This is a genomic window from Streptomyces sp. UNOB3_S3 (assembly GCF_020740895.1).
Classification (GTDB): Bacteria; Actinomycetota; Actinomycetes; order Streptomycetales; family Streptomycetaceae; genus Streptomyces.
Genome location: NZ_JAILXP010000073.1, coordinates 1 through 23,134, shown reverse-complemented (window position 1 = coordinate 23,134; position 23,134 = coordinate 1). Strand labels below are relative to the sequence as shown.

At 69.8% G+C, this 23,134-nt stretch carries 31 protein-coding genes; 23 read left to right on the top strand and 8 right to left on the bottom strand.

Features of this window, described 5'->3' with window-relative positions; all coding sequences use genetic code 11:
* Both K6I33_RS11095 and K6I33_RS11090 read right to left on the bottom strand, forming a co-directional pair.
* Positions 1-586, bottom strand: a 586-nt coding sequence (locus tag K6I33_RS11095; RefSeq protein WP_229350451.1) for a MaoC family dehydratase N-terminal domain-containing protein, incomplete at its 3' end; no start/stop codon positions are given.
* Positions 587-733: 147 nt separating this feature from the next.
* Positions 734-1,060 (bottom strand): hypothetical protein, encoded by a 327-nt coding sequence (locus K6I33_RS11090; protein ID WP_229350449.1) that lies wholly within the window; start codon positions 1,058-1,060, stop codon positions 734-736.
* Positions 1,061-1,642: 582 nt separating this feature from the next.
* Here K6I33_RS11090 and K6I33_RS11085 point away from each other — a divergent pair.
* Positions 1,643-2,326 (top strand): GGDEF domain-containing protein, encoded by a 684-nt coding sequence (locus tag K6I33_RS11085; RefSeq protein ID WP_229350447.1) that lies wholly within the window; start codon positions 1,643-1,645, stop codon positions 2,324-2,326.
* Positions 2,327-2,540: 214 nt separating this feature from the next.
* On the top strand, positions 2,541-3,458 hold the full coding sequence (locus K6I33_RS11080; protein ID WP_229350445.1) for an SGNH/GDSL hydrolase family protein: 918 nt from the start codon (positions 2,541-2,543) through the stop codon (positions 3,456-3,458).
* 75 nt (positions 3,459-3,533) lie between these two features.
* Here the strand turns inward: K6I33_RS11080 and K6I33_RS11075 are convergent, their stop codons facing one another.
* Together K6I33_RS11075 and K6I33_RS11070 are read right to left on the bottom strand one after the other, a co-directional pair.
* Positions 3,534-4,580, bottom strand: coding sequence for an esterase family protein (locus K6I33_RS11075; protein ID WP_229350443.1), 1,047 nt, complete (start codon positions 4,578-4,580; stop codon positions 3,534-3,536).
* A 351-nt stretch (positions 4,581-4,931) separates the two neighbouring features.
* Entirely contained in the window at positions 4,932-5,909 is a 978-nt protein-coding gene (locus tag K6I33_RS11070; protein WP_229350441.1) for an ALF repeat-containing protein, read from the bottom strand.
* Between the two features lie 193 nt (positions 5,910-6,102).
* On the opposite strand from K6I33_RS11070, the gene K6I33_RS11065 reads away from it, so the two are divergent.
* Positions 6,103-6,777: a lipoprotein gene (locus tag K6I33_RS11065; RefSeq protein WP_229350439.1), complete on the top strand. Its 675-nt coding sequence runs from the start codon at positions 6,103-6,105 to the stop codon at positions 6,775-6,777.
* A 441-nt stretch (positions 6,778-7,218) separates the two neighbouring features.
* On the opposite strand, the gene K6I33_RS11060 is transcribed toward K6I33_RS11065, so the two are convergent.
* Both K6I33_RS11060 and K6I33_RS11055 read right to left on the bottom strand, forming a co-directional pair.
* Positions 7,219-7,410, bottom strand: a complete 192-nt coding sequence (locus K6I33_RS11060; protein ID WP_229350436.1) for a DUF2795 domain-containing protein — start codon at positions 7,408-7,410, stop codon at positions 7,219-7,221.
* A 1,137-nt stretch (positions 7,411-8,547) separates the two neighbouring features.
* Positions 8,548-9,066, bottom strand: a complete 519-nt coding sequence (locus K6I33_RS11055) for a hypothetical protein (protein WP_229350435.1) — start codon at positions 9,064-9,066, stop codon at positions 8,548-8,550.
* A 523-nt stretch (positions 9,067-9,589) separates the two neighbouring features.
* On the opposite strand from K6I33_RS11055, the gene K6I33_RS36020 reads away from it, so the two are divergent.
* The 4 genes from K6I33_RS36020 (at position 9,590) to K6I33_RS11040 (ending at position 11,607) form a co-directional block, all read left to right on the top strand.
* The gene (locus K6I33_RS36020) at positions 9,590-9,721 is read left to right on the top strand and encodes a hypothetical protein (protein WP_275126681.1); all 132 of its coding nucleotides are present in this window, start codon (positions 9,590-9,592) and stop codon (positions 9,719-9,721) included.
* A gap of 64 nt (positions 9,722-9,785) precedes the next feature.
* On the top strand, positions 9,786-10,583 hold the full coding sequence (locus tag K6I33_RS11050; RefSeq protein ID WP_229350433.1) for an NUDIX domain-containing protein: 798 nt from the start codon (positions 9,786-9,788) through the stop codon (positions 10,581-10,583).
* Positions 10,580-11,026 (top strand): GntR family transcriptional regulator, encoded by a 447-nt coding sequence (locus tag K6I33_RS11045; protein WP_229350431.1) that lies wholly within the window; start codon positions 10,580-10,582, stop codon positions 11,024-11,026. Before K6I33_RS11050 ends, K6I33_RS11045 begins: the two co-directional genes overlap by 4 nt.
* 11 nt (positions 11,027-11,037) lie before the next feature.
* Entirely contained in the window at positions 11,038-11,607 is a 570-nt protein-coding gene (locus tag K6I33_RS11040; protein WP_229350429.1) for an HD domain-containing protein, read from the top strand.
* On the opposite strand, the gene K6I33_RS11035 is transcribed toward K6I33_RS11040, so the two are convergent.
* Together K6I33_RS11035 and K6I33_RS11030 are read right to left on the bottom strand one after the other, a co-directional pair.
* Positions 11,595-12,068 (bottom strand): NUDIX hydrolase, encoded by a 474-nt coding sequence (locus K6I33_RS11035; protein WP_229350427.1) that lies wholly within the window; start codon positions 12,066-12,068, stop codon positions 11,595-11,597. The genes K6I33_RS11040 and K6I33_RS11035 overlap by 13 nt on opposite strands.
* A complete protein-coding gene (locus tag K6I33_RS11030; protein WP_229350425.1) occupies positions 12,065-12,832 on the bottom strand; it encodes a helix-turn-helix domain-containing protein in 768 nt (255 codons plus the stop codon). The genes K6I33_RS11035 and K6I33_RS11030 overlap by 4 nt, the downstream gene beginning before the upstream one ends.
* 322 nt (positions 12,833-13,154) lie before the next feature.
* Here K6I33_RS11030 and K6I33_RS11025 point away from each other — a divergent pair, with 322 nt between their 5' ends.
* From K6I33_RS11025 to K6I33_RS10955, 16 genes are all read left to right on the top strand, one after another.
* Positions 13,155-13,520, top strand: a complete 366-nt coding sequence (locus K6I33_RS11025; RefSeq protein ID WP_229350423.1) for a hypothetical protein — start codon at positions 13,155-13,157, stop codon at positions 13,518-13,520.
* Between the two features lie 172 nt (positions 13,521-13,692).
* A complete protein-coding gene (locus tag K6I33_RS36015; protein ID WP_308297111.1) occupies positions 13,693-14,037 on the top strand; it encodes a WhiB family transcriptional regulator in 345 nt (114 codons plus the stop codon).
* Positions 14,034-14,420 carry a SpdD protein gene (locus tag K6I33_RS11015; RefSeq protein WP_229350421.1) on the top strand — a complete coding sequence of 129 codons (387 nt, stop codon included), beginning with the start codon at positions 14,034-14,036 and terminating at the stop codon, positions 14,418-14,420. Before K6I33_RS36015 ends, K6I33_RS11015 begins: the two co-directional genes overlap by 4 nt.
* Positions 14,421-14,534: 114 nt before the next feature.
* Complete coding sequence (locus tag K6I33_RS11010; RefSeq protein ID WP_229350419.1) at positions 14,535-14,783, top strand: hypothetical protein; 249 nt, start codon at positions 14,535-14,537, stop codon at positions 14,781-14,783.
* Complete coding sequence (locus tag K6I33_RS36010) at positions 14,780-14,905, top strand: hypothetical protein (RefSeq protein ID WP_275126680.1); 126 nt, start codon at positions 14,780-14,782, stop codon at positions 14,903-14,905. The genes K6I33_RS11010 and K6I33_RS36010 overlap by 4 nt, the downstream gene beginning before the upstream one ends.
* Positions 14,902-15,645, top strand: a complete 744-nt coding sequence (locus tag K6I33_RS11005) for an exonuclease domain-containing protein (RefSeq protein ID WP_229350417.1) — start codon at positions 14,902-14,904, stop codon at positions 15,643-15,645. Before K6I33_RS36010 ends, K6I33_RS11005 begins: the two co-directional genes overlap by 4 nt.
* Positions 15,646-15,648: 3 nt before the next feature.
* Positions 15,649-16,290 carry a hypothetical protein gene (locus K6I33_RS11000; RefSeq protein ID WP_229350415.1) on the top strand — a complete coding sequence of 214 codons (642 nt, stop codon included), beginning with the start codon at positions 15,649-15,651 and terminating at the stop codon, positions 16,288-16,290.
* A 1-nt stretch (position 16,291) separates the two neighbouring features.
* Complete coding sequence (locus K6I33_RS10995; protein WP_229350413.1) at positions 16,292-16,780, top strand: hypothetical protein; 489 nt, start codon at positions 16,292-16,294, stop codon at positions 16,778-16,780.
* A 5-nt stretch (positions 16,781-16,785) separates the two neighbouring features.
* A complete protein-coding gene (locus K6I33_RS10990; protein ID WP_229350411.1) occupies positions 16,786-16,992 on the top strand; it encodes a hypothetical protein in 207 nt (68 codons plus the stop codon).
* A gap of 101 nt (positions 16,993-17,093) precedes the next feature.
* On the top strand, positions 17,094-17,780 hold the full coding sequence (locus K6I33_RS10985; protein WP_229350409.1) for a hypothetical protein: 687 nt from the start codon (positions 17,094-17,096) through the stop codon (positions 17,778-17,780).
* Complete coding sequence (locus K6I33_RS10980; RefSeq protein ID WP_229350406.1) at positions 17,777-19,093, top strand: DUF2637 domain-containing protein; 1,317 nt, start codon at positions 17,777-17,779, stop codon at positions 19,091-19,093. The genes K6I33_RS10985 and K6I33_RS10980 overlap by 4 nt, the downstream gene beginning before the upstream one ends.
* 74 nt (positions 19,094-19,167) lie before the next feature.
* Positions 19,168-19,827 carry a GGDEF domain-containing protein gene (locus tag K6I33_RS10975; protein WP_229350404.1) on the top strand — a complete coding sequence of 220 codons (660 nt, stop codon included), beginning with the start codon at positions 19,168-19,170 and terminating at the stop codon, positions 19,825-19,827.
* Positions 19,827-20,360 carry a hypothetical protein gene (locus K6I33_RS10970; RefSeq protein WP_229350402.1) on the top strand — a complete coding sequence of 178 codons (534 nt, stop codon included), beginning with the start codon at positions 19,827-19,829 and terminating at the stop codon, positions 20,358-20,360. The genes K6I33_RS10975 and K6I33_RS10970 overlap by 1 nt, the downstream gene beginning before the upstream one ends.
* Entirely contained in the window at positions 20,357-20,950 is a 594-nt protein-coding gene (traA, locus tag K6I33_RS10965; RefSeq protein ID WP_229350400.1) for a plasmid transfer protein TraA, read from the top strand. The genes K6I33_RS10970 and traA overlap by 4 nt, the downstream gene beginning before the upstream one ends.
* A 90-nt stretch (positions 20,951-21,040) precedes the next feature.
* Positions 21,041-21,406 carry a ParB N-terminal domain-containing protein gene (locus tag K6I33_RS10960; protein WP_229350398.1) on the top strand — a complete coding sequence of 122 codons (366 nt, stop codon included), beginning with the start codon at positions 21,041-21,043 and terminating at the stop codon, positions 21,404-21,406.
* A gap of 101 nt (positions 21,407-21,507) precedes the next feature.
* Positions 21,508-23,134, top strand: a 1,627-nt coding sequence (locus K6I33_RS10955) for a sporulation protein SsgA (protein WP_229350396.1), incomplete at its 3' end; no start/stop codon positions are given.

Here is a 23,134-nt window from a genome sequence, read left to right as displayed (position 1 = left end):
GGGTGGGCCTGGTGGGGGCGGCTGAGACGGCAGGGGCCGGGGCGGGCGCGTATCGCAGGATGCGGAAACGGTGGATTCCGGCGAGCTCGCCGTTGGCGCGGATCTCGGTGCGCGTGGTGATGAAGTGACCGGTGCCGAGCGCCGTGGTCTTACGTGGGGAGACCGATTCGATCACCGCGTCGAAGGTGATCTCGTCGCCGGTCCGGAGCGGCCGCAGATACTCCTGCTCGCAGTCGGTCGCGACGACGGCGGTGCAGCCGGCGCGGTCGAGCAGGGCGCCGAGCTCCTCGTACGCCTCGGTACGGCCGACGGTGCCGGAGAGCCCGCCCATGATCCAGACCTGGAGCATGGCGGGCGGCGCCTCTTCCTCGCCGCCGACGCCGACTCCTGCACCGGCACCAGCACCAGCACCAGCACCAGCACCAGCACCAGCACCCGTACCGGAGGCGACCGGCTCCGGTAGCCCCATGGCCTCGCACCAGTGCCTGATCATCGCGGCGTCGACGGGATCCCTGCCTCGCCCTCCCAGGACGGCGGGACGCCCCTCGTACGCCGTGAGCTGCGCGGACAGGTCGGCCACGGTCATAGCTTCTGACTGTCCGTCAGCTCTGCGATGGTGTCAAGGCATACGGAAAAGCCGCGCGGCGGCACCGGAGTGCCGCCGCGCGGTGTCGTACAGACCCAGTCCACTTCTCACCACATCACCCGTGTCACCCGGGTGGGAGGCGCGCGCTCAGTGGCGCCACAGCTCCGTGAAGGTGATCCTCACGTTCTCCTGCTGGACGAAGTTGTGCCCGTGCTGTCCGGGACTGAGGATACTCGCCGTGTTGGTCTGATTCGTGGCCCCGCTTCCGGTGGCCTGCGACAGGGTCGTGGTGCTGTTGCCGTGATTGCTTCCCCCGACGCCACTCCCCACGATGCCTGCGGCAGCGACGTTGGAACCCCGGTTGGCGAGCTGGCCGCCGTCGTCGGCCGTGGCCACGCCGGCGAAGAGGAGGGCCGCCATCGGCAGGGCCGTGAGGGCGGCGAAGATGCGGGCGGCAGTGCGGGTGCTTGCCATTTCGATTCCTCCTGAAGGAACAGAACTACTCGTTGTTGCCGGGAGGTTGGCCGACCGCCTCGGCGCTTGTTCGACGTCGCACCGCCAGAATTGCCCACCGAATCTCCACCGAACCCCCAGTCTGTCCGCATTCCCTCGCAAGCATGACGAGACCGAGTTAAACCCCCACCACTGCGAAAAGCATCGCATCCACGCCCTCTCGACCCTCTTGGGTCCCATACGCCCCATGTGGTGAACCGTTTCGTCAAGCCGCCGTGAATCTCCCCCGAATTGCCCATAAGTCGACACAGTGACAGGCGTCTTCACCGGGTGAAGCCCATCGGGGTTCCGTCGGCCCGGCGGTGTCGGTTCCGCTCCGGTCCGGTCCGCCGGGAACGGGGACGTCCTGCATGACGACCCGGCCGGTTCGCCTCGTGAATTCCCTTACGGCTCAAAGCACTCGTAAAGCACGTGCCGCACACAGGACGCAAGAACCACACAGAGCGCAGAACTCACGAATTTCTCAACAGCCGCAGCAGAACCGAGCGTCGCGCACATCGGAACAGCTCCCGCAGATCAGCCCGTCCCACAGGAAGGTGCACGATGAACCTCATACTCCAGGCCCTGCCCGTCGCCGTCCCGACCGCCGGGTGGGCCGCCCACGCGCTCTTCCTCTCCCGCCGGCTCCGCACCGCCCGTACCGACCGGCTCACCGGCCTGATGCGCCGCGAGGAGTTCACCGCCCGCGCCACGCGGGCCTTCCGGCATCCGCACACGGCCGTGCTGCTGCTCGACCTCAACGGCTTCAAACAGATCAACGACACCCACGGGCACGAGGCCGGGGACCAGGTCATCGCGGCCGTCGGACGGCGGCTCGCCGTCTGGTGCCGGGAGCGCGGCGGCTTCGCCGCGCGGCTGGGCGGCGACGAGTTCACCGCGCTGGTGCGGCTCGCGCCGGAGGCCGACGCGGACGCGGAGATGACCTGTCTCTCCGCGCGGCTCTCGGCCCCGCTCGACACGGGCCGGGTGACGCTGGCGCCGCGCGCCTCCATCGGGCTGTGCCGCCCCGGCCACCGCCCCGGCGCCGGGCTGTCGGACCTGCTGCGCGCCGCCGACGAAGCCATGTACGCGGCGAAACGGTGCGGCGACCACTGGCGGCCCGCCGGAACAACCACCACGGCCCACCACACCACCGCCACCCACCCCTCCGGACGGCCCGCACGGCCCTCACGGCCCGGTACGCACCTGACGCTGCTCACGCCGGTGGTACGGCGGAAGGCGTCATGACAGCCGCTGCCGCACGTCCGTCAAGCCCGCCGGACCGGACGCCGGATCTCCGGTATCCGGTCAGAGGTGTCCGCCATACCGGCCGGTCCATTGACGGCCCCGCTCGCCGCCCCCGAGGCTGGCGCCGCCCCCCAGTCGTACACACCGGCCGTACACACCCGTCGTACGCGCAAAGCCCATACCCCCAAGGCCCGTACGCCCGTAGGAGGCTCCCATGGCCCGCAGCAGACTCCGTCTGGCCCTGACCGCGCTGGGCGCCGCGGCGGCGGTCGCGGCAGGCACCGCCGCGACACCCGCCACGGCGGCGGAACCGCGCCCGCGCGTCCCGCGCTACGTCGCCCTCGGCGACTCCTTCACGTCCGGCCCGGCCATCCCGCGCCAGGTGAACACCCGGTGCGGCCGATCCGACGCCAACTACCCCTCGATCGTCCGCGAGGAGCTGGGCATATCGGACCGCTCCAGCTTCACGGACGCCAGCTGCGGCGGCGCCACGACCGACCACATGTGGAACCGGCAGGCCGCCACCGGCAACGACCCGCAGCTGAACTCCATCGGCCCGGACACCTCCCTGGTCACCATCGGCATCGGCGGCAACGACATCGGGTTCGGCGAGATCATCGGCCGCTGCATCCACCCGCTGGGCTCCGTGGAGAGCATCCCGCGCGACAACCCCTGCCAGCGCTACTTCACCCGGAACGGTGTCGACGAGCTCGACAAGCGCGTCAACGAGACGGCCCCCAAGGTCGCCGCCGTCCTCAAGGCCGTCCACGAACGCGCGCCGCACGCGCGCGTGGCCGTCGTCGGCTACCCGGCGCTGCTCGGCGACGACATCGAGGGCTGCCGGAAGTCGGTGCGCATCGCCGACGGCGACATCCCGTACCTGCGCGGCACGCTGCGCCGGCTCAACGCCATGCTCCGCAAGGAGGCCACCGGCCGGGGCGACCTCTACGTCAACACCAACGTCACGACGGCCGACCACGACGCGTGCCAGCCGTTCGAGGAGCGGTACGTCGAGGGCCTCTACCCCCGTGCGAGCCGGCCCGCCGCGGCCTTCCACCCGAACGCGAACGGTGAGCGGGCGATGGCGGAGGCGATCGTCGACGCGATCATCTTCGGCCCGGGCGCGCGCTGAGACGGGTGCGGGGACGGGTGCGGGGACGGGCGCCGGCCCGTCCCCGCATATCCCCCGTGTGTCCCCCGCCTGCTGTCAGGACGAGGGTGTCGGCCCCTCGATCTGCTCGCTGATCCACTGGAGCGGGCCGTCGCCGAGGTTGGGGGCGTACGTGGCCCCGTCGTGCCGGCCGCCCTCGATCACCTTGAGGTTGGTGTGGACGGGGCCCTTGCCGTAGGTCTCGATGAACTTCCGGACGTCGGGCAGCGTGTGCTTGTTGCTCTCCCGCGTGCCGACCTGGAAGGAGAGGTAGACGTCCGGCCCCTTGGTGTCGATCAGGCGCTTGGCCAGCACCTCGGGGTTGTTCTCGGCCTTCTCCGTCTCGTGGCCGTTCCACAGCGGCGAGTCGGGCACGACGTCCGGGCCGTTGGCTATGACGGCCTTGAACTTGTCCGGGTGCTTCAGCACGGCCTTCAGACCGGCGAAACCACCGGTGGAGGAGCCCATGAACGCCCAGCCGTCGCGCGACTTGAGGGTACGGAAGTTGGCGCGCATCAGGTCCGGGACGTCCTCGGTCAGCCAGGTGCCCATCTTCGGCTGGCCCGGGATGTCACTGCCGTCCCAGTAGATGCCCTTGTCGTCCGGGCCGGGGTTCAGCACCGGCATGGCCAGCAGGAACGGCTTGACCTTGCCCTCCTTGTACCACTTGGCCATGTTCTCCTGGAAGTTGAAGCCCGCCCACCAGTAGTTGGTGCCGTAGCCCGGGCCGCCGGGCAGGGCGATCATCACAGGAAAGCCGCTCTTCGCGTACTTCGGGTCGTCCGTGTACTCCTTGGGCGCCCAGACCCACACCTTGCCCTTGAAGCCGGACTTCTTGCCCTCCAGGGTGACGAGGCTGACGTGGGTGCCGTCGTCCAGGGTCCGCGCGTTCTTGAAGTCGGCGGCCGGACCGGTCGGCATCAGCACCTTGGAGTCCACCGGCGTGGCGGGGGCGCCCCCGCCCTTCCCCTTGCCCGACCCCTTCTCCGGCTGTTCGATCTTGCCGTAGCTGACGGGGGCGCCCTTGTCCGTGAAGGGGGGTATCTCGTAGTGGACCATCACGGGCCAGGCGATCAGCCCGAGCACGACCAGACAGGCCACCACGAGAGCCCACCGCTTGCCGCGCGAGGAACGTCGCCGCGGCGGCGGTGGCACGGCGCTCGGGGGCGCGTGAATACCGGAAGGGGAATGCGTCATGGCGTCGCTCCGCTCGGGTCGGCTGCCCGACGAGCAGCACAGGGCACATGGCGAATGGATGTGCCCTGTGGGATGCGGGTGGGGACCCGGGCGTTCCCGTCATGAGCCGTGAGTTTTTGCACACCCATTGCACAGGCATTACCTGGCCACTACACAGACGCGCGAGAGGGGCACCCCGGGCCGGGGGTGCCCCTCTCGCATGTCCGCGCCTGCGCTTATGACGTACCGGTCGTATATGACGTACCGGTCGTACGAGCGTCAGCGGCGGGCGGCGCCGCGGCGACGAGCCGCGAAGACCAGGCCCGCGCCCGCGCCGAGGGCGACGACGGTGCCGCCGACGACCCACGGGGTGCCGGAACCGGCACCGGTGAAGGCCAGTTCGGAGCCACCGCTGTCCTTGGCGGACGCCCCGGAGCCCTGAGCCGACGCGGAGGCCGACGCGGAGGCGGACGCGGACGGCTTGGCGCCGGCCTCGGCACCGCCGCCGCCCTGCTTGGCCTGGCCGGCGGAGGCGGAAGGCTTGGCGCCCTTGTCGTCCTTGGCGCCCTTGCCGTCCTCGTGGCCGGTGCCGGACGCGTCCTTGCCCGTGTCCTTGCCCGCGTCCTTGCCCTCGCCCTTGCCCTTGGCGGCTTCGTCCTTCTTCCGGGCCTCGAACTGGCCGACCTCGAGGAAGCGCTTGATGGCCTCATCGGAGTTGTCCCGCAGCGCCTCGTAGGCCGCCTTGTGAACGGCGGGACCGCCGGCGCCGCCGATCTGGGTGACCTTGATCCGGTCATCGGTCCGGCGGGCGGCGGGCAGCTCGTCGAAGAAGTGCTTGACGGCCTCGGCGGTGCCTGCCCGCAGGGCGTCCTTACCCAGCTCCTTCACGCTGGGCCCGCCGGAGTTGATGATCTGGGAGATCCGCACCTCGTCGTCGGTCAGCCGCTCCTGGTGCTGCCCGACCTCGAGGAACCGCACCCGGTCCTCGGGCGTACCGCTGAGCGCCTTCCCCGCGGCCTCGCGGACGCCGGGACCCGTGTTCTTGTCGCCCAGGATCTTGAAGATGGCGATCCGGTTCTTCTCGTCCCGCTCGTCGGCCTCCTTCGAGGTCCCACCGGGCTTCGCGTCACCGGCCTTGTCCGCAACCGCCACAGCGGCGGGCTGCCCACCACCGGCGGCCACCGCCGGGGAGGACAGCAGCACGGCCGGAGCGATCGCCACGGCCGCGACGAGAACCGACGCACGAGCCAACTTCATGTACACACCTCTGGTTGACGTGAGGAACGGATAAAAAGCTCTGATCATGCTACGTCTGTTGATCACGCCAGACTCACCGATTTACCGGACAACTCCCGAGGGGGCCGGACCGGCCGCCCGCCAAAACGATTTGAGCGGATCGCTCGCACAGAGATAGCTTTGCGCGGCTTGTCTGATTCATCGGGGAACTTTGATGCGCAAGATCGCTTCGAGCACGGTGTCCGCCCTGCTCGCCGCCGGTGCCCTCACCGGCTGCTCGTCCACTGAGGCCGCAACCGCGACCGGTGCGGTGAAGGAGAGCACCAAGCCCACTGAGCCCACCAATCCCACTGCGCCGACAGCGAAAAAGACCACCAAGGCCGGCGGGGGCCTGAAGGGCGGCAGGATCGGGGACGCGGGGACCGCCTGCGCGCTTCCCATCTCGTTCGAGGCACCGAAGGAGTGGAAGCTCACCGGATTCACGGACGAGGACAACGAGTTCCTCAACAAGTGGTCCGGCCACCGGTCATTCAAGGCCGCCTGCGAACTCTCCGCACGCCGTACCGGCGTGATCGGCTTCATCCGGGTGTACACCACCCAAGAGCCCGGCAAGTCGCCCCGCCAAGTACTGGAGAAGTTCGTCGCCGAGGAGAAGCGCGTCAGCGAACCCCAGTACACCGAGACCAAACTCGGCGACCTGCCCGCCGTGGAGGTCGTCTACACCCAGCGGGACATCCTCCTGGACGAGCCACAGACCCGGCGCGGCCTCGCGGTGAAGACCTCCAAGGGCTCCACCGTCCTCCACGTCGAGGGCGCGGAGAGCGACGACTCCAAGGTCGTGATCCCGGCCTACGAACGGGCCAAGGCGACAATCCGCTCCGCCACCTGAGCCGGCGCGGCACACTGCCACCAGAAACGGGAAGGAGCGCCCGGATGGTTCCGGGCGCCCCAGCGAGCAAACTACGCGCGAGCAGCCCCCAGCGAGGCTCCGGCCACCGCAGCCTTCGCCCTGCGCTTACCGGTCATGGCCGTCATGACGGCCATCGAAGCCAGAAACGGCGCACTGGACGCCAGGACGTCACCGGCGGCAGAACCGCCACAGAGCGCGACACCCGGCAGCGCGACCGTCGAAACAGCGGCCAGCCAAATTGGGTCTGGACGACACGCAGCGTTTCCTTTCGCCCTGCATCGCCAGCATTTTCCACTCCGCAGTCACTTTGGAAGCCATCCGGTGGACTTTCAGAGCAGCCGCACCACCGCAAAAGATAGTTGTCGGAATCGGCGGTAGCGCCCCCAAGGGAAAGCGGCGAGCGCAAGCGGTCCGTCGGGCTCAGCCCTTTCCGAAGACCTCCCGCTCGACATCGGTGGGGGTCCTGTAAGTGTCCTTGGAGTGTTCCTGCAGGCGTCTGACCACGTCGTTCGAGGCATGATTATCCTCGGCGACCCGGGCGAGATCCTTGCCCCGGGCAGGGAAATGTGCGCCCTTCAGGATTTCCTGCATGCTGGTCGGGTTCTCAGCCATGGCAATTCCTCCAGCTATTCAGCGCTCCTTACCCTCGATTCTGGCAACCTCGACCCCAGCGCGCCACCCGGCCCGGGGCCCGGGGGCCTCAGTGGTCGATCACCGCCACGCCCGCCAAGAAGGTCGCCCACACCCCTACGAGGACATGTTCCCGATTCAGAGGGAATATCCCAGATTCCCTGCATAGCGCTCCCCGCGCCTCGCCGCTGGGGCGTTCGCCGATCCGGCTACAGCCTTGCGTCCCGCGGTCATCGCCGACGGCATGAGTCCCGACGATGTGGTCATCGGGCCATAGATCCGTGCTCGCCCGCAGCTCTGATTCCGGGCCTGCTCCCGCCTGGACCGGCACTGGGCAGCAAAGCTGCCGCTGCACGAACTCCTGTGCAGTGAACCACCGGAGGGCACGCCAGGTGAGACAGCCCCAACGAGAAAGGGGCGCCCCGATCCGGGGCACCCCTTCTGACCCGCGCTAACGCGCGTCTGGCGGAGACTGTGGGATTTGAACCCACGGTGACATCGCTGCCACGACGGTTTTCAAGAGGGTCGCTGCTGCACGGCTGGCGCATCGCTGACCTGCGGTGACGCCAGCATCGGCCATTCTTGCTCCCCGCCTGGCCCGCCAGTGGCCCACAGCACTCCGGCACGCGGCGCCCACACGGAAAAACGGCTGGGTCTGTGGGCGCGCCACAGACCCAGCCGTCCCAGCCAGGAAACTACGCGCGAGCAGTTCCCAGGGAAGCACTGGTCACTGCAGCCTCCGACCTACGCTTGCTGGTCATGGCCGTCATGACGGCCATCGAGGCCAGGAACGGCGCACTGGACGCCAGGACGTCGCCGGCGGCAGAACCGCCACAGAGCGCGACACCCGGCAGCGCGACCGTCGAAACAGCGGCCAGCCAGACGGCCCCCAGTACCCCTAAGGACTTACCGTTCCGCATGGATTCTCCTCAAATCAACTGCGTGTAGCTCACAGAAACGACCAGGGCCAGGGCGACCGCGGCCAATAGCCAGAAATACCACTTCGGAAGGTCACCCTTCGACTTCCTGAGTAATATTCCGGCCACGGGCACCAGGATCGCCAGAATCGCGAGGACGGTGACTAGGGCGCGCATTATTTCCGTTCGGGTAGATGCTCGATCAGCAGATGTACTGCGAAACCAGGGCAGAGACCCCGGAACCGGCGGACAGTGCGGTGGACATGGCCCGCGCCGCGTTCGCCGAGATCATGATGCCGAGGACCTCGATCCCGCCGGTCGCCGCAGCGGCAGCGAAGGCCGCCGCTCCAATGCCGTACACCGCGGCCATGGCAGCGCTGTGACAGAAGCCGGCGGGCGCCTGGCTGTCCTTGCTGGTCTGGACGACGCGCAGCGTCTCCTTGCCCGCGCTGTCCTTGGCCAGGGAAACGCCGTACGCGCCGTTGTTGTAGACGACCTTGCTCTCGCCCGCCGCGAGCGATGCGCGAGCAGCCTTGATGCCGTCAACGATCTGCTGGACCAGCGCCTCGTCAACAGGAGTTCCGAGCTGCGCCGAGACCGCAGCGGCGGCCTGAGCGCTACGCGAAGTGTGAGCTGGCGCGGCAGACGCCGCCGGGCCAGTGACCGTCAGGATTGCGCCCGCAGTAATGACGGCGACACCCCCCATGGAAATACGCTTCATGACTCTCCCACCGAAAGTAGTGGTGTTCATAACCCCTCCCAGTTCCATCTGTACGCATTCACAGGGCAAAAGCCGACCCGAATTCAGCTCGGCCCGCCCGAGAAAGATCGTTTCACAGGAGGTCCGGGGATATACAGGCGAGAAAGAACATGGCCAGACCGTTCGCCATAAAGGTTTGTTTCGCGAGGATTCGGAGCAATTCGAAGTGCAACATATCAACATGCACGTGACAGACTTGCACTAAATCCAGCATCTTTGACACAAATAGGACGCCGATGCGGACAAGTAGCCACAAAGGCTCCATGTCTGCTTTTCCCGCCTCAGAAGAGGAACGGCGCCGAACAGCCCGGATCGAGCCAATGACAACCCATATCCATGGGGCTGGGGTTCTACTTCTGGGCTGAAACAAGCCCCTCCCGCCACGTAGCAACGGCTACCGGAGCTTGTCCGGCGAGGCTTCATGGCACCTCGGTGGGCCTGTTCGTCCGCAGCTCACCGTCGATCACCGCTCTGCTGTACTGCGTTGGCGGGAGCCCGCGAGGCCTGCGGCTGTATCGCCAAGGCCGTCGGCCGGTACGACCCGAACAGTTCCTTCGGGCGCTCCATCCAGTGGGCAGCGCGCGAGCGCGTGCCCCGTAAGCTCGCCGCCATCTAGCCTTGGACCACCCCTCAACGTTGAGAGGTGGCATCGGCAACCGGACCGGGGGTGCGCTCAGCGGATGGGACCGAAGACGGCGCGAGTCGACAGGACAATCCGGGAGTGGATCGCGGCAGGGAAACTGGCGCCCGGCGACAAGCTGCCGTCCGAGCGCGTGATGTCGGAGCAGCTGGAGATCGGCCGGACGGCTTTGCGGCAGGTGCTCGCGCGGCTCGTGGCCGAGGGAATCGTGCAGGTGCGGGAGCGCAGCTCGTACGTCGTACTGACGCCCGCCAGTGCCCCCGCCAACGTGAGCATCAGCTCGCCGGGAGAGCTGGAGCCATGGCAGATCCACGGCGGGCGGACGGTCTACGACAATCGCTGGGTGAAGCTGGACCTGGTCGACGTCGAGCCGCCCGGGGTCGAGCGCTTCGAGCACCACGTGGTGCGGCTCCAGCGCGTCGCCATCGCCACCGTTCTCGACGGCCAGGACCGCGTGCTGATGCTCTGGCGCTACCGCTTCGTACCGGATAAGTGGGGCTGGGAGCTCCCCGGCGGAATCGTCGACGAAGGAGAAGGAGCCCTCGATGCGGCGCTCCGAGAGGTCGAGGAGGAGACGGGCTGGAGGCCGGCGGGTCTGAACCACCTCGTCACCTACCAGCCCGTGGTCGGCATGGTGGACTCGCCTCACGAGATTTTCGTCGGCCATGGTGCCCGGCTCGTTGGCGAACCGACCGACGCCGAGGAGAGCGGTCACGTCGCGTGGGTCCCGCTCTCTGTCGTCCCTCAGCTCATGGCGCGCGACGAGCTGATGGGCTCGGGCACGCTCGTCGCCCTGCTGCACCTGTTGGCGACTCGGCGTGCAGGAGACGACCAGTGACCAGACTCAGCCCACGCGGCACCTACCTGCGAATTGCTTCTGCCCTTCGGCAACGCCTTGGCGCCGAGGCTGAGCAGCGCAGCATCCCGTCGGAAGCTGCGCTGATGGACGAGTTTGGTGTAGCGCGCACCACCGTCCGCCGGGCACTCCAGACGCTCGCTGCCGAGGGCCTGATCGAGTCCCGTCCCGGCGTCGGCTGGCAGCTGCGCGAAGGCAGGGCTACGCCACCGCTCGTCGACAGGATTCGCGCTGCCCTTGCTGAGGGCGGCTTTGAAGTTGGCAGCACCTTCTGTTCCGAAGCCAGCCTCTGCGAGCGCTTCCAGACCTCGCGGACATCCGTACGAAGGGCACTCGCGCAGCTCGAAGGCGAAGGGATGCTCGAAGCGGTCCATGGGAAGGGACGGCTCGTCAAGGCCCTGCCGCCGGCTCCCGAAGGCTCGTAGGCTTCGTCTCCATGGATCTCATCGTCTGGGCGCACGACTTGGCCGACTCGCTCTTGGCGGAGCCCTTGCCCCGTCGCTGGGTGCACTCCTGCGGCGTGCAGGAACGGGCCAGGAGCATCGCGCCCATCCTGGGGGACGACGCCCGGTTGCTTGAGGCGGCGGCTGTCCTCCATGACATCGGGTATTCGCCGCGGCTGGTCGACACGGGCTTCCACCCACTCGACGGCGCCAGGTTCCTGCGCAGCGTGGAACATGCCGACGAGCGCATCGTGCGGCTTGTGGCCCATCACTCCTGTGCTCTGCTGGAAGCGGACGAACGTGGGCTCCGGGACGAGCTGGCAGCCGAGTTCGAGCTTGAGGAACCACACCTCGTGGACGCCCTGCTGTTCTGCGACATGACCACCACACCGGATGGCGCACCTACGAACCCGACTGATCGCGTCGCCGAGATCGTCGGCCGCTACGGCCCCGACAGCGTTGTCGGCCGCTTCATTCGGCGTGCCGAGCCCGAGATTCAGGCAGCGTCCGATCGTGTTCAACGCCGTCTGGCGGCGACGGTCGGCGCAGATCAGCCGATGTAGGGCTGTGCGCGTCGATCGTCCAGCCCGTGCTCGATGCGCAAGCGCATCGACGGGTGGATGTCCAAGCCGTCCAGGTTCGCCGGCAAGACCCAGCGGACTTCCTTCGACTCGCTACTCGTGCGCAGTTCGCCGCCGATCGGCCGGGCCCGGAAGCAGATCGAGAACTGCTGGCGAACCTCGCCGTCGTCGTACGCCATGACATGCGCGGGGTCGGTGTACAGCCCGCTCACGTCCAGAATCTCGACGCGGATGCCGGTCTCCTCTTCCACCTCGCGCACGACCGTGCCGCCGATCGACTCGCCGATCTCATGGCCGCCGCCCGGAAGCGCCCATAGATCGTTGTCGGTCTTGTGGATGAGCAGGACGGCGCCGTCCTCGTTACGAACCACGGCAGTGACGGAAGGGACGACGGAATTCGCCGCCGGAGCCGCCGGATCTTGGAAGTAGTCGATTCGGCTCATCCCGTACCTCCAAGGTCATGCGGCGAGGTGATCACTCGCGCGCCCTGCCAAACGCGTTCGATGCTCTCAGCGTACGAGTCGAACAGCTCCCCACCTGGGACTCGGGTCAGATGCAGCACCGGAGCCAGGTAAGCGCCGACACCGTAGATGTGGCCGTTGGCCAGGAGCTCGTCGTCGGCTCGGTAGAGCGAGTTGTACAGCGTCGTGTCGTGGAGCCGGAACTCCACCTTCGGTAAACCGAACAGCGGGGTGTAATTCACCAGCGCATTGCGGACCTTGCCAGCCATGCCAGCGCCGATCCCCTCGTCGTCGCCTCGCTGGGCGACGGCATGACTCTCCGGGTCACCGAGCATGAAGCGAACCGGCACGCCATCCGCGGACTTCTCCCGCACGACGCGGAAGAACGTCGGGTCCTCGCTCAGCCAGAAGCCGGAGTAGACCAGGACGTCGAATGACCGGTTCGCCTTGGCGTAGAGGGCCGGCCAGAGCTCCTTCGGCACGACCGCCCGATGGGGGTAGAGCCTGATGAGCTCGGCCTGGCCTGCCTCCCGCACATCGCTGGCCGTACGTTCCTCCGGCCACAGGTACGAGATCTCGCGCCCGAGCAGGTTCGCCAGGGCGTACTGCGAGCGCCGGTACGGCTTCCGGGCGTCGTTGTTGATCCACCGATCGACCGTCTTGGGGTCGACGCCGATCCGTTCGGCCACCTGATCGACTGTCATGCCGCGAGCAACGATCGCGCTGCGGAGGCGTTCGTTCGCCATGCCGCACTCCCTCTTCGGGGGACGTCCTGGGACGACTTGAACGGTACTGAGATGTCCTTCAAGTCGTCTACCAGATCGGTAACTTGTCGCGGCTCCCTCGGCGAAGCTCTTCCACACGCAGAGCTCAACTCCTGCGAAACCGACGCTCGAAGAGGGCTTGACGGCCGCCTCGTTCTCACGCCACATTGAGATACAGGTAGTACATGTCTTGCTTGCTGGGAGGCATGCGAAAGCCCCACCGTGCGTCGGTTCCGGAGGTGCGCTCACACCGTCCGGTCCCCACAGCGGGGCTCCCACATCAGTCCTGTCCAAAGGAGCACTGATGCTCAACCAGCGTACGCCCCTGCCCCGGCGCGGGTCCGTCCCGATTCCGTCGGCTGACGAGCTCTCGGCGACCGTGATGAAGGTGGCGGGCTTCCTGCAGAAGTTCCCCGGTCTGCCCGCGCCGTCGCTGACGATCCACGTCGACAGCGTCATGGTGCAGTTCGCCTTCTTGCCCTCCGAGGCCCTGTTCCCCTCCGTGGCGCGCCTGGCCAAGGCGATCGGTGCGGAAACCCAGCTCAAGCCGATGTCCGACGGCGGGTGGCACTTCGAGACCCGAGGACGGGCCCAGGGTCTGGACGTGACCGTCTTCGCCGCTACCTCCGTGGCCACCGACCCGGCGCGGGTCGACACGGTGGTGGCGTGATGGCGGCCTTGCCCGGCTACGACGAGCGCCCGTCCTGCCGGACGGCGTCGTGCCCCCGGTGCGCCCGTTCCGTGCGGGTCTCGCGGTGCCGCACGGCCGCGCGGGAGCTGTGCGGGTCGTGCGGGTGCGAATTCTCCCCGACGACCCAGATCGAGCGGGCGGGGGCGCGGCGGTGAGGCCGACCCCGGTTCGTGCGATCGGCGGCTCGTCTCGGCCGCACCTGCAGATCGCCAAGCTGCCCTGGAAGCCCCCGTCCCTGCGCCGCCCCGGCGGCCCGGCGGCGCTCGGCCTCGACCTGGCCGTGCTGGATCGGGCGGTGTGCGGCGCGGACCCGGACCTGTTCTTCGAGGAGTCCGCAGCCTCCGTCGCCCTCGCCAAGAAGATGTGCGAGCGCTGCCCCGTGATCGCCGCCTGCCTTCAGCAGGCGCTGGAGAACGGGGAGCAGTACGGCGTTTTCGGCGGTCTGACGGCGCGCGAGCGCCGGGACCTGCAGCGCGGCGAGGAGGAGGCGGCATGATCGACCCCTTCCGGCCCCAGGTGCCGCCGCAGGACGAGGCCACGGCGCCCTCGGTCGTCTTCGACGCGTACGGCAACCAGCTCTTCCCCGCCCCGGCCCACAGCCTGCCGGCCGCGACCGGGCACCACTGCGCGGTCTGCAGCTGCGACGGCGGCACGGCTCGTCGGCGAGAGGCGGCTCGGCTGTCGCCCGGCGCGGCCGTGGCCGTGGGCGCCGGCGGTGTGCTGGTGGTCGGCGTCGTCCTGGTGGCTCTGCTGCTGTCCGTCGCCGTAGTGGCGGCGTCGGTGGCCGTGGCCGCCCTGTCCCTGGCCGTGGTGGCCGTCGTCCTGCGCTCGATCCTCAGCAGGCCACCGCAGGAACTGCCGCCCACGCGCTGCCGCTGATCCGCTCCTTCTTCTCTCCCTTCCCTGTGCTGCCGGGCCATGCCCGGACCGCTGGTTCGTGCCGCCCGCGCGGGCCCGGCAGCGCCATCGAGACTTCCTGGAGGTTGAGTCCCCATGTCCACGTCCGACGCCTCGCGCCGCCGCCTGACCGCGCTGCAGCGGGATCACGGCGAGCTGCTGGCCGCCGCCCGTGCGGCGGTGGTGGCGCACTGGGACGGCGACGAGCAGCCGCTGTCCGTGCTCATCGACACCCTCGACGAGCTGGGCGAACTCCCGGAGTTCGCGCCCCAGCTGACCACCCTGGCCCTGGATGCCCTCGCCGCCGACGGCAACGCCCGCGTGGTGGGGAGGCGGCTCGCGTGAGCGCCCGAACCCGTTGCCGTGTCTGCGGCTGGAGCCGCACCTACCGCAACCAGGACGCCGGCCGACGCGCCGCCCGTACCCACACCTGCCCGCCGGTCCTCGCGAAGGGGGTGGCACGGTGAACGCCACCCCTTGGCCGGACGGCCGCTTGGTCGCCTTCGATACCGAGACGACCGGCACCGCGTGGGATTCCGACCGCATCGTGTCCGCCTCGGTCGTCGAGGTCGGCGGCGGTCAGGAGCCGAAGGTCACCAGCTGGCTCATCGACCCTGGGATCGAGATCCCGGCGGAGGCGACCGCCGTACACGGCATCACCACCGAGCGCGCCCGCGCCGAGGGAATGCCGCCCACGACGGCGATCGAGGAGATGACGGCCCTGCTGGCGTCGCTGCTGACCACCGGGCACCCGCTGGTCATCTTCAACGCCCGCTTCGACCTGACGATCCTGGACCGCGAGTCCCGCCGGCACGACCTCGTCCCGCTGGTGGACCGGCTCCTGCAGAACGAGCTCTCGCCGGTCATAGACCCGCTGATCATCGACAAGCAGGTCCAGCCCTACCGGCGCGGCTCGCGCAAGCTCCCCGCCCTGTGTGCGCACTGGAAGGTGCGGCACGACGGGCCGCACGCGGCGGCCACCGACGCGTTCGCAGCCGCCCGGCTGGCCTGGCGCTTCGGCCACCACTACGCCCACCTCGGCGCCATGGACCCGCGCGCCCTCCACCAGCTGCAGGTCCAGCGGGCCGCCGAGCAGGCCACCGGCCTTCAGAGCTACCTCCGCCGCAGCGACCCGACCGCGTACGTCGAGCCCGCCTGGCCGTACGTGCCCCACACCGCCCCCGTCAGTCCGCCGGAAGGGACCTGAGCGATGACCGACTCGAACAGCACCGTCGTCACCGGCCTGCGCCAGGCGGTGACCCGCGCCCTGCCGCACATGGAGGAGTCCGGCTTCTTGGGCGGGCTCTTCCTCGACTTCGACGGCACGGCCCTGTACGTGGTGGCCACCGACCGGTACACGATGGCCGTCGGCCGGGCCACGGTCTCGGGCACTGGTGATCCGTGGACGGCCTTCATCGAACGCCCCGAGGCCTGCGAACTGGAGCGGTTCCTGGATCGCACCGGCTACTACAGCAGCGTCACGCTCGGCTGGCGGTGGACAGAAGAGGCGACGGGACTGCGGCTCACGACCGAGCACCGGGAGGAAGCGGTCGTCGACTGCACTGACCCGCTCTTCCCTGACTGGCGCAAGGTGGCCCGCGAAGCCCTCGACCAGCCCGAGGTAGCTGCTCCCGCGCTGCTCAGCCCCGCGCTCGTGCGGCGGTGGGGAGCGGTTGATGAGCCGGTCTCCTTCCGGTTCCGCGGTTCAGGCATCCCTGTTCGTGGCTCCGTGATCGTCACGGCCCCCGGCTTCCTCGGCCTGCACAAGCCGATGACGTACGAACCGGGCTCCGCCGGCACCGAACTCGCCGACTGGCACGAGGCGATCACCGACCGCCCGAAGGAGGCCTGAGATGGCCGACCTCAGCCTCGCCGGGAACGGTGACGACCTCCTGCTCACCCTGCTCTCGCTGGCCTCCGACTACCGCCGCGAGGTCGAGGCCGCCTGGGATCGTGAGCGCCGGGAGAGCGAAGCCATCGAGCGCCAGGCCGCCGTGGAACAGGCCTCAGACTTCGTCGCTCTCCACTTCCCCCACACCCTCGCCAAGGCCCTGCCGGCCGGGGCCTGGCAGGGCTACCCGAGCGGAGGCGAGAGCCGCCAGCCCATGGCCACGGCCTACCTGGGCGCCGAGGCCTTCCTGATCCACGGCACGGAGTACGACGGCGACCGCCCGGACGGACTGCGGGGCTTCCTGCTCCTGCTGCACCCGTGCCCGTGCGGCGACTACGTCGAGACGTGGATCGACAGCGAGTACGACCTGGCCTTCGTCCTCGACGACCTGCGGCGCGCCGACACCTGCGAGGAGTTGTGCCGGCCGCCGTACTCCTTCGGTGGGGAGTGAGGGGCATGCCTGAACCGCTTCCCTCCCTGGTCACCGTCATCGACCCGGTGTTCCGCTCCGGCCGCTACCTGGCCGTCGGCGCGATCACCCCGGGCCTGCTGACCGTCCGCTGGCATGTGTGGGACACCGCCGGCTCCTACGTCGGCTTCGCGACCGACCCTGGGCTGATCTCCCTGGTCATCTCCCGCCACGAGCACGAGCGCGACCGGTAGCCCACGGCCACTGCCCGCCCGGTGCGTCCGCGCAGACCCCTAGGTCCGCACCGGGCGGGACCCCCTCCCCCCTTAACGACCTCCTTGGAAGGAGGCCAGCGATGCGCCACGCCCTGCCCGCCGCCCGCCGTGATCAAGGGCAGCCGGTGACCACCTGGCACCTCAACTCCGACAAACCCGTCTACACGCGCTACGCCGAGCCCAGCAGTTCGGGCACCGCGTACCAGGTCCTCGGCTTCCCCGACCCGGTGCTGCGCAGGAGCATCGCGGTCCACGAGGCAGGCCACGCCATGCTGTACTTCGCCTCTGGCATGCCCCTGGGCGAGATCCACATCTGCGACGATCTCGGCAAGACCCCGGGAGAAGGGGGCGCCGCCTGGGTGAAGGCCAGCGGCAGGTTCTCCGTCCCGTACGAGCACTACATCGCGATGTGTGCCGCCGGGGAGCGTGCCCAGGACCGGTGGATGCGCGAGCAAGGGCTGTGGACACCGGAACGCGCATGGGTGATCGAACGCCTCTCGGCGCACGACCGGAACCTGGTAGCCGAATGCCTCAAGGAATGCCGGCGCGCAGAACTCGGCTTCGGCTACACCCCTGCCGGTGGCCTGGACTTCGCCGTGGTCCACCGCGCCGCAGACGCCGCCCTGGCCCACTTATGGGATCGCGTCCTGCGCCTGGCCGAGGCCATCGACGAGCACGGCCATCTCACCGGCCCCGAGGCCGCCCGCTACGCCGACATGACCCGCATCGCCGTCCCCGGTGACCAGCCGACGGGAGCCGCGGCATGAACGAGAACCTTCTCTTCTGGCACGAACAGCGCCGCCGGGACCGGCTGACCGACCGCGAGCAGGACCGCGCCGACCGATCGGAGCGCGCGGCCGAGCGGCGGGAAGCCCGGAGGCTGGAACGGGAGCAGGACCGCGCCGATCGGGCCGCGGCCGGCACCGAGAGGCGGCAGGACAAGGCCGAGCGCCGCGCCCGTCGCCGCGAATGCCGGGCCTGGGCGGTCGACAACGGTGCACTGGTCTGCACCGGGGTCGTCATGGCCTGCGCCATCGTCCCGGCCGTCGTGTACCAGGTGATCGCCCTGTTCTCCGCCGGGCTCGCCATGGTGCTCTCCGCGCTGCTGGCGTTGATGCTCGAAGGCGGGGCGTGGGCGGCCACGTTCGGCGCGGCCAAGGCTGCCCGGCAGGGACGTCCCACCGGCCGGTACCGCATGGCCACCTGGTGCTGCGCGACCGTGGCCGCAGCGGTCAACTTCTGGCACGGGAGCCGCGATTACGGGCTGTGGCTCGGCATCGTCCTCGGGCTGGCTTCGCTGTTCGCCGTGGCGATGTGGGAGCTGCACCTGCACGGCGCGCACGCCCCCGTCCGCGAAGAGCGCGAACGGATCCGGCACGCTCGTCGGCGCCGACGGCACCACAGCACGGTGTGCCGGACCGCCGACCGGCTGATGACCGCCGCCCCCTACGGCACACTCCCGGCGGAGGACGCCTTCTCCACCGCCTGGCGAATCCACCACGGCACCGCCCCCGGATTGACCCCCGATCTGCTGCGCAACCGGCTGTCCGCCGAGAGCCGACTCGGACACGTCATCGAGGACGCCGCCGACACGGGAGCGCAGCGCGCCACCGCCTGGCTGTGGGCCACCGATTGGCAGCCCATTCCGGTGCTGGGCCCCACCTGCCCCGCTCCGACCGGCAACCAGCCACAGACCTCCCTGACGATCACCCGCGAATCGACGCCTGACCAGCCCGGATCGACCCCGGCACCGATCGACTCCCCGGCCGACCGATCGCCGCGTACGGCCCTCGACCCCGCCGGGCCGCGATCGAGTCGACCCCTCGTCGTGCGGACACAGCGCCGATCGAACCGCCGCCTGCCCCGAACGGACCGTCGACCCCAGCCCTCGCGCTCCGAGGACGAGCTTCTCGATCAGGCGCGCACGTTGACCGTCGACTGGCCGGACGACGCCCTGAGCGCGGAGGCGATCCGCAAGGCCCTGCGCATCGCCCCGAGCCGGGCCCGGGCCCTGCGCGACGCCCTCAAGACGGAACGCGAAGCCGCCTCGGCCCGCGCGGCCGAACCGGCAGCCGCTTGACCTCCCCGGGGAGCCGCCGCCCGCGCCTCGGCGACTCCCCGCTCCACTCCGAACCCCTCGAAGGAGGGTGCCCGATGACCCCCGTGCTCCAAGCCCTGCCGATCGCCGCCCCGGTGGCGGGCTGGGCCGCCCACGCCCTGTTCCTGGCCCGCCGCCTTCACACCGCCCGCACCGACCCGCTGACCGGCCTGATGGGTCGGGCCGCGTTCACCCGCCGGTCCCTCCGCGCGATCAGGCACCCGCACGCCGCCGTTCTCCTGCTGGACCTGGACGAGTTCAAGGCGATCAACGACGAGTACGGGCACGCGGCCGGCGACGCGGTCCTGGCCGCGGTCGGGCAGCGTCTGGCCTCCTGGTCCGCCATGTGGCACGGCTTCGCCACCCGCCTCGGCGGCGACGAGTTCGCGGCCGTCGCCCGGCTCGCCCCGGACGTCGACCTGCACGTCGAGATGCTCCACGTCCTGTGGGCACGGCTCGTCGAACCGGTCGAGACCGGAGCCGCCGTCCTCTACCCGCGCGTGTCGATCGGCGTCTGCGCCGCCCACCACCGGCCGGGCGCCGGCCTGCCGGAGCTGCAGCGCGGCGCGGACGAGGCAATGTACCGGGCCAAGCGGCTCGGCCACCGCTGGCAGCCCGCCATGACCCAGGACGTCTACGCCACGGTCAACGGCCGCCGGATCGGACGTCCGGGCACCGGTCGCCCGGCGACCCCGGCGAGGAAGGGGGACCGGTGATGACCTGGTTCGACCGGAGCACCACGACCGTCCGCATCCCCACGCAGCGCCGGGGACGGCATGAGACCCCGCTGGTGATCGTCGTCCCCGAGCAGCTCACCTGGCGGCAGCGCCTGGCCATGGCACTCGGCCGGGCGGCCTGGAAGCGCCGCCGCGGCATCGGGCTGCTCCTCGCATGCCTGCTCTGCCTGCCCGCCACGGCCATCGCGCACGTCCTCGCCCCCGGCCTGTGGCTGGCGCTCGCGACGCTCGCCGCCGCCGGACCGGCCTGGCTGCTGTGGACCCACCGCCAGTGGCCGACCGATGACCCACGCGTCCAGGCCTGGCGCTACGGCATCGCCGCCGCCGTCCTCGTGACCGGTGCCTGGGCCGCCGCCTCCGTCGCCTTCGGACCGTTCACCCAGCCGCTGCCGCTCGTCTGGCTGCTGCTGACCATCACCGCGCTCGTCACCCGCCGCCGTCTGCGCACCGCCACCCGCACGCCCGAGCCGACCGACGCCGGTGAGGGCGTCGAGAAGGAGTCCGCCCGATGACGACCCCGCCCAATGGCTCCCCCTTCGGCCCCCAAGGCTTCAACGGCGGCTTCCCCGGCGCCGGCAACGGCGCGGGCCCGTCCGGGGGCAAGGCCCGCAACCGGACCACCAACCGCACCCACCAGTACCACTTCCACATCGGCGGCCAGGCCCCCAACGGCGGCGGCTACAACCAGGGCGGTCCTCGGGGCGGCAACGGTTCTCCCGGCGGGGGCCGTAACGGCCGTCGGCAGTCAAGGGTCCACAGCCCGCTCGCCGACCCCGAGTTCTTCAACAACGCCGACATCCGCAACTACTGCGAGAACGGCCGCGGCCTGTTCCTGCAGCTGTCCTTCGAGCTGGCCATGGCCGCCGAGATCCTCCAGGCCGTGCTCAAGGAGGTCCCCGATCCCGAAGGCCGCCCCTTCGGCTCCCGGGCCAGGGCCCGCCGCGTGGCCAAACGCCTGACGAAGGCCGCCGAGGACGCCCGCGACACGGCCAAGAACATGGCCGCCACCTACGCCGCGTTCCAGCGCGAGTACGACCCCGAACTCGCCCCCTATCGCAGCCGCCAACGCCCCACCGGCCGCCGCTTCGACTTCAACGGATGATCTCGCCTTCCCGCCCGCCCTGTTCAGACCGGGGCGGGGAGCTGGCCACCTCGACCGTCGAGCCGGTACCCGAACCGGAGGAGATGCCCGATGAAGTATCGCGGACAGATGAAGACGTCGTTCCTCAACGACCGGCAGATCCGGCCGACCGAGTACGACAAGTGGCACGACGCCGTTCGCTACTTCGACCGACGCGACAAGGACCGGGCGAAGGTCCAGGAGCTGAAGGAGTCGATCCGCTGGCACGGGGTGCACGAGCCCCTCATCCTCGGCATCAGCGACCGGTACCCGGATGTGTACGTGGCCGACGGCCATCACCGCGCCGTCGCCTTGATGGCGCTGCGAGCCGAACTGGAGCCGCGAGCCCGCTCCTTCCCTTTCCACTGGTACTGGATCAAGTCCTCCGGCGTCCGCATGGAGCATGAGCCGTTCCCCTGCCACCTCCTGGACTGCTGACACGGACGCAACCGAAGCCCCACAGCCCGCGCCCACCGCCAGGCGCCAGCCCCCGAAACCGCATCCCTGCATCACCCGAAAGCGTAAGGAGGCCTTCGGCCGTGTCCCCCTCCACCCGCGAGCAGGCCCGCGACGAGCACCTGCGCATCGACACCGGCAGCGGCAGCGTCCGCGAGTACCTGCTCCACCGCCTCCAGCCGCACCTGCCCCCGTGGCTCGTGGGGGCAGGGACCGGCCTGGCCTCCCTGCCCGCCCACCACTTCTGGTCCGGCAGCGCCGCCGCCACCGCCGGCCTGACCCTGGCCTCGGTCGCCCTGACCGGCGTGACCTGGTGGGCGGGCAAGAGCACCACCGCCCAACGCCGCCTGCACTCCGCGATCACCGTCGCCGCCGGGACGAGCTGGCTCACCGCCGCCTCGATCGCCGGACCCGACGCCGGACCACTGGGCGGCCTGTACTTCATCGGCGCCCCGGCTCTGGCCATGTCCTGGAACATCCGCCAGGTCCTGCGCCGCACCCCCGACGCCACCGGCACGAACGGCGACGGCGGGCTGCTGGAGAAGGTCGGCCTGGCCAAGACGCAGATCACCCGCAGCCAGATCGCCCCGAACAAGGCCACCTTCGACCTGCAACTCCCGCGCGGCGAGCTGACCACCGACGACGTCAGCAAGGCCGCGCCCCTGCTCGCCAGCGCCCTGGACGTCCCCAAGAACGCCATCCGCGTCACGCCCGACCCCGACTCGGCCTCCCGCGCCCAGCTCACCGTCGTCCCGCACGACCTGCTGAAGAACACCGTCCCCTACCCCGGCCCCTCACACCCCGGCGGCAGCATCGCCGACCCCGTCCACGTCGGCATCTACGAGGACGGCACACCCGCCGTCCTGTACTTCCCCGGCGACCCCGAGGCCGGCCGCAACGCCATGCACCTGCTGATCATGGGGATGACCGGCTCGGGCAAGTCCGAGGGCGGGCTGACCGCCCTGGCCGAGATCCTCTCCCGCCGGGACGTCGAGGTATGGGCCTCCGACCCCGTGAAGGGCGAGCAGACCCTCGGGCCGCTGCTGCCCGCGATCGGCTGGGCCGTGCTGGATATGAAGTCCACCGAGGCCATGATCGCCGCCATCAAGGCAGCGATCCCCGCCCGCACGGCCTGGCTGGCGAAGTACGGCTACAAGCAGTGGGTCCCCGAATGCGCCGAGACCCAGGCCGACGGCACACCGGGCATGCCCTACCTGATCGGCTGGTTCGAGGAAGCCGCAAAACCGATCCGCGAGATCGACGAGGACGTCTTCACCGGCATCGCCCAGGAAGCCCGCTCCGCCGGCATCTCCCTGGTCATCTCCATGCAGCGCGCCTCCGGCAACCAGGTCTCCACCGACACCCGCGCCTCCCTCGGCTCCTCCTGGTGCTACGGCGTACGCAACGAACGCGACGCAGGATTCGCCCTCGACGCCGAGGTCCTCGACGCCGGCGCGGCACCCCACCTGTGGAAAGACAAGAAGCCCGGCTACTCCTACCTCGTCGCCAACGGCATCCCCGAGACCTTCTGGCCCACCCCCGCCCGCTCGTTCCTCACCCCGCGCGAGTACCTCGAATGGATCGTGATCACCTTCGCGCCCATCCGCGGCGCCCTCGACTCCGTCACCGCTGAGGCAGCCCGACGCGCGGCCGGCCGCCACTTCACCCAGCGCACCCACCACCCCCTGCCTGGCACCCGTCTCTTATACA

Coding starts and splice junctions, on each gene's coding strand:
- K6I33_RS11030 (WP_229350425.1), bottom strand. CDS start 12,832: ATGGCGAACGAACGCCTCCGCAGCGCGATCGTTGCTCGCGGCATGACA.
- K6I33_RS11055 (WP_229350435.1), bottom strand. CDS start 9,066: ATGAAGCGTATTTCCATGGGGGGTGTCGCCGTCATTACTGCGGGCGCA.
- K6I33_RS10995 (WP_229350413.1), top strand. CDS start 16,292: ATGGCCGACCTCAGCCTCGCCGGGAACGGTGACGACCTCCTGCTCACC.
- K6I33_RS11065 (WP_229350439.1), top strand. CDS start 6,103: ATGCGCAAGATCGCTTCGAGCACGGTGTCCGCCCTGCTCGCCGCCGGT.
- K6I33_RS11070 (WP_229350441.1), bottom strand. CDS start 5,909: ATGAAGTTGGCTCGTGCGTCGGTTCTCGTCGCGGCCGTGGCGATCGCT.
- K6I33_RS11010 (WP_229350419.1), top strand. CDS start 14,535: ATGTCCACGTCCGACGCCTCGCGCCGCCGCCTGACCGCGCTGCAGCGG.
- K6I33_RS11085 (WP_229350447.1), top strand. CDS start 1,643: ATGAACCTCATACTCCAGGCCCTGCCCGTCGCCGTCCCGACCGCCGGG.
- K6I33_RS11060 (WP_229350436.1), bottom strand. CDS start 7,410: ATGGCTGAGAACCCGACCAGCATGCAGGAAATCCTGAAGGGCGCACAT.
- K6I33_RS10970 (WP_229350402.1), top strand. CDS start 19,827: ATGACCTGGTTCGACCGGAGCACCACGACCGTCCGCATCCCCACGCAG.
- K6I33_RS10980 (WP_229350406.1), top strand. CDS start 17,777: ATGAACGAGAACCTTCTCTTCTGGCACGAACAGCGCCGCCGGGACCGG.
- K6I33_RS11025 (WP_229350423.1), top strand. CDS start 13,155: ATGCTCAACCAGCGTACGCCCCTGCCCCGGCGCGGGTCCGTCCCGATT.
- K6I33_RS10990 (WP_229350411.1), top strand. CDS start 16,786: ATGCCTGAACCGCTTCCCTCCCTGGTCACCGTCATCGACCCGGTGTTC.
- K6I33_RS10960 (WP_229350398.1), top strand. CDS start 21,041: ATGAAGTATCGCGGACAGATGAAGACGTCGTTCCTCAACGACCGGCAG.
- traA (WP_229350400.1), top strand. CDS start 20,357: ATGACGACCCCGCCCAATGGCTCCCCCTTCGGCCCCCAAGGCTTCAAC.
- K6I33_RS11090 (WP_229350449.1), bottom strand. CDS start 1,060: ATGGCAAGCACCCGCACTGCCGCCCGCATCTTCGCCGCCCTCACGGCC.
- K6I33_RS11000 (WP_229350415.1), top strand. CDS start 15,649: ATGACCGACTCGAACAGCACCGTCGTCACCGGCCTGCGCCAGGCGGTG.
- K6I33_RS11035 (WP_229350427.1), bottom strand. CDS start 12,068: ATGAGCCGAATCGACTACTTCCAAGATCCGGCGGCTCCGGCGGCGAAT.
- K6I33_RS11050 (WP_229350433.1), top strand. CDS start 9,786: ATGGGACCGAAGACGGCGCGAGTCGACAGGACAATCCGGGAGTGGATC.
- K6I33_RS11015 (WP_229350421.1), top strand. CDS start 14,034: ATGATCGACCCCTTCCGGCCCCAGGTGCCGCCGCAGGACGAGGCCACG.
- K6I33_RS11080 (WP_229350445.1), top strand. CDS start 2,541: ATGGCCCGCAGCAGACTCCGTCTGGCCCTGACCGCGCTGGGCGCCGCG.
- K6I33_RS11040 (WP_229350429.1), top strand. CDS start 11,038: ATGGATCTCATCGTCTGGGCGCACGACTTGGCCGACTCGCTCTTGGCG.
- K6I33_RS10975 (WP_229350404.1), top strand. CDS start 19,168: ATGACCCCCGTGCTCCAAGCCCTGCCGATCGCCGCCCCGGTGGCGGGC.
- K6I33_RS10985 (WP_229350409.1), top strand. CDS start 17,094: ATGCGCCACGCCCTGCCCGCCGCCCGCCGTGATCAAGGGCAGCCGGTG.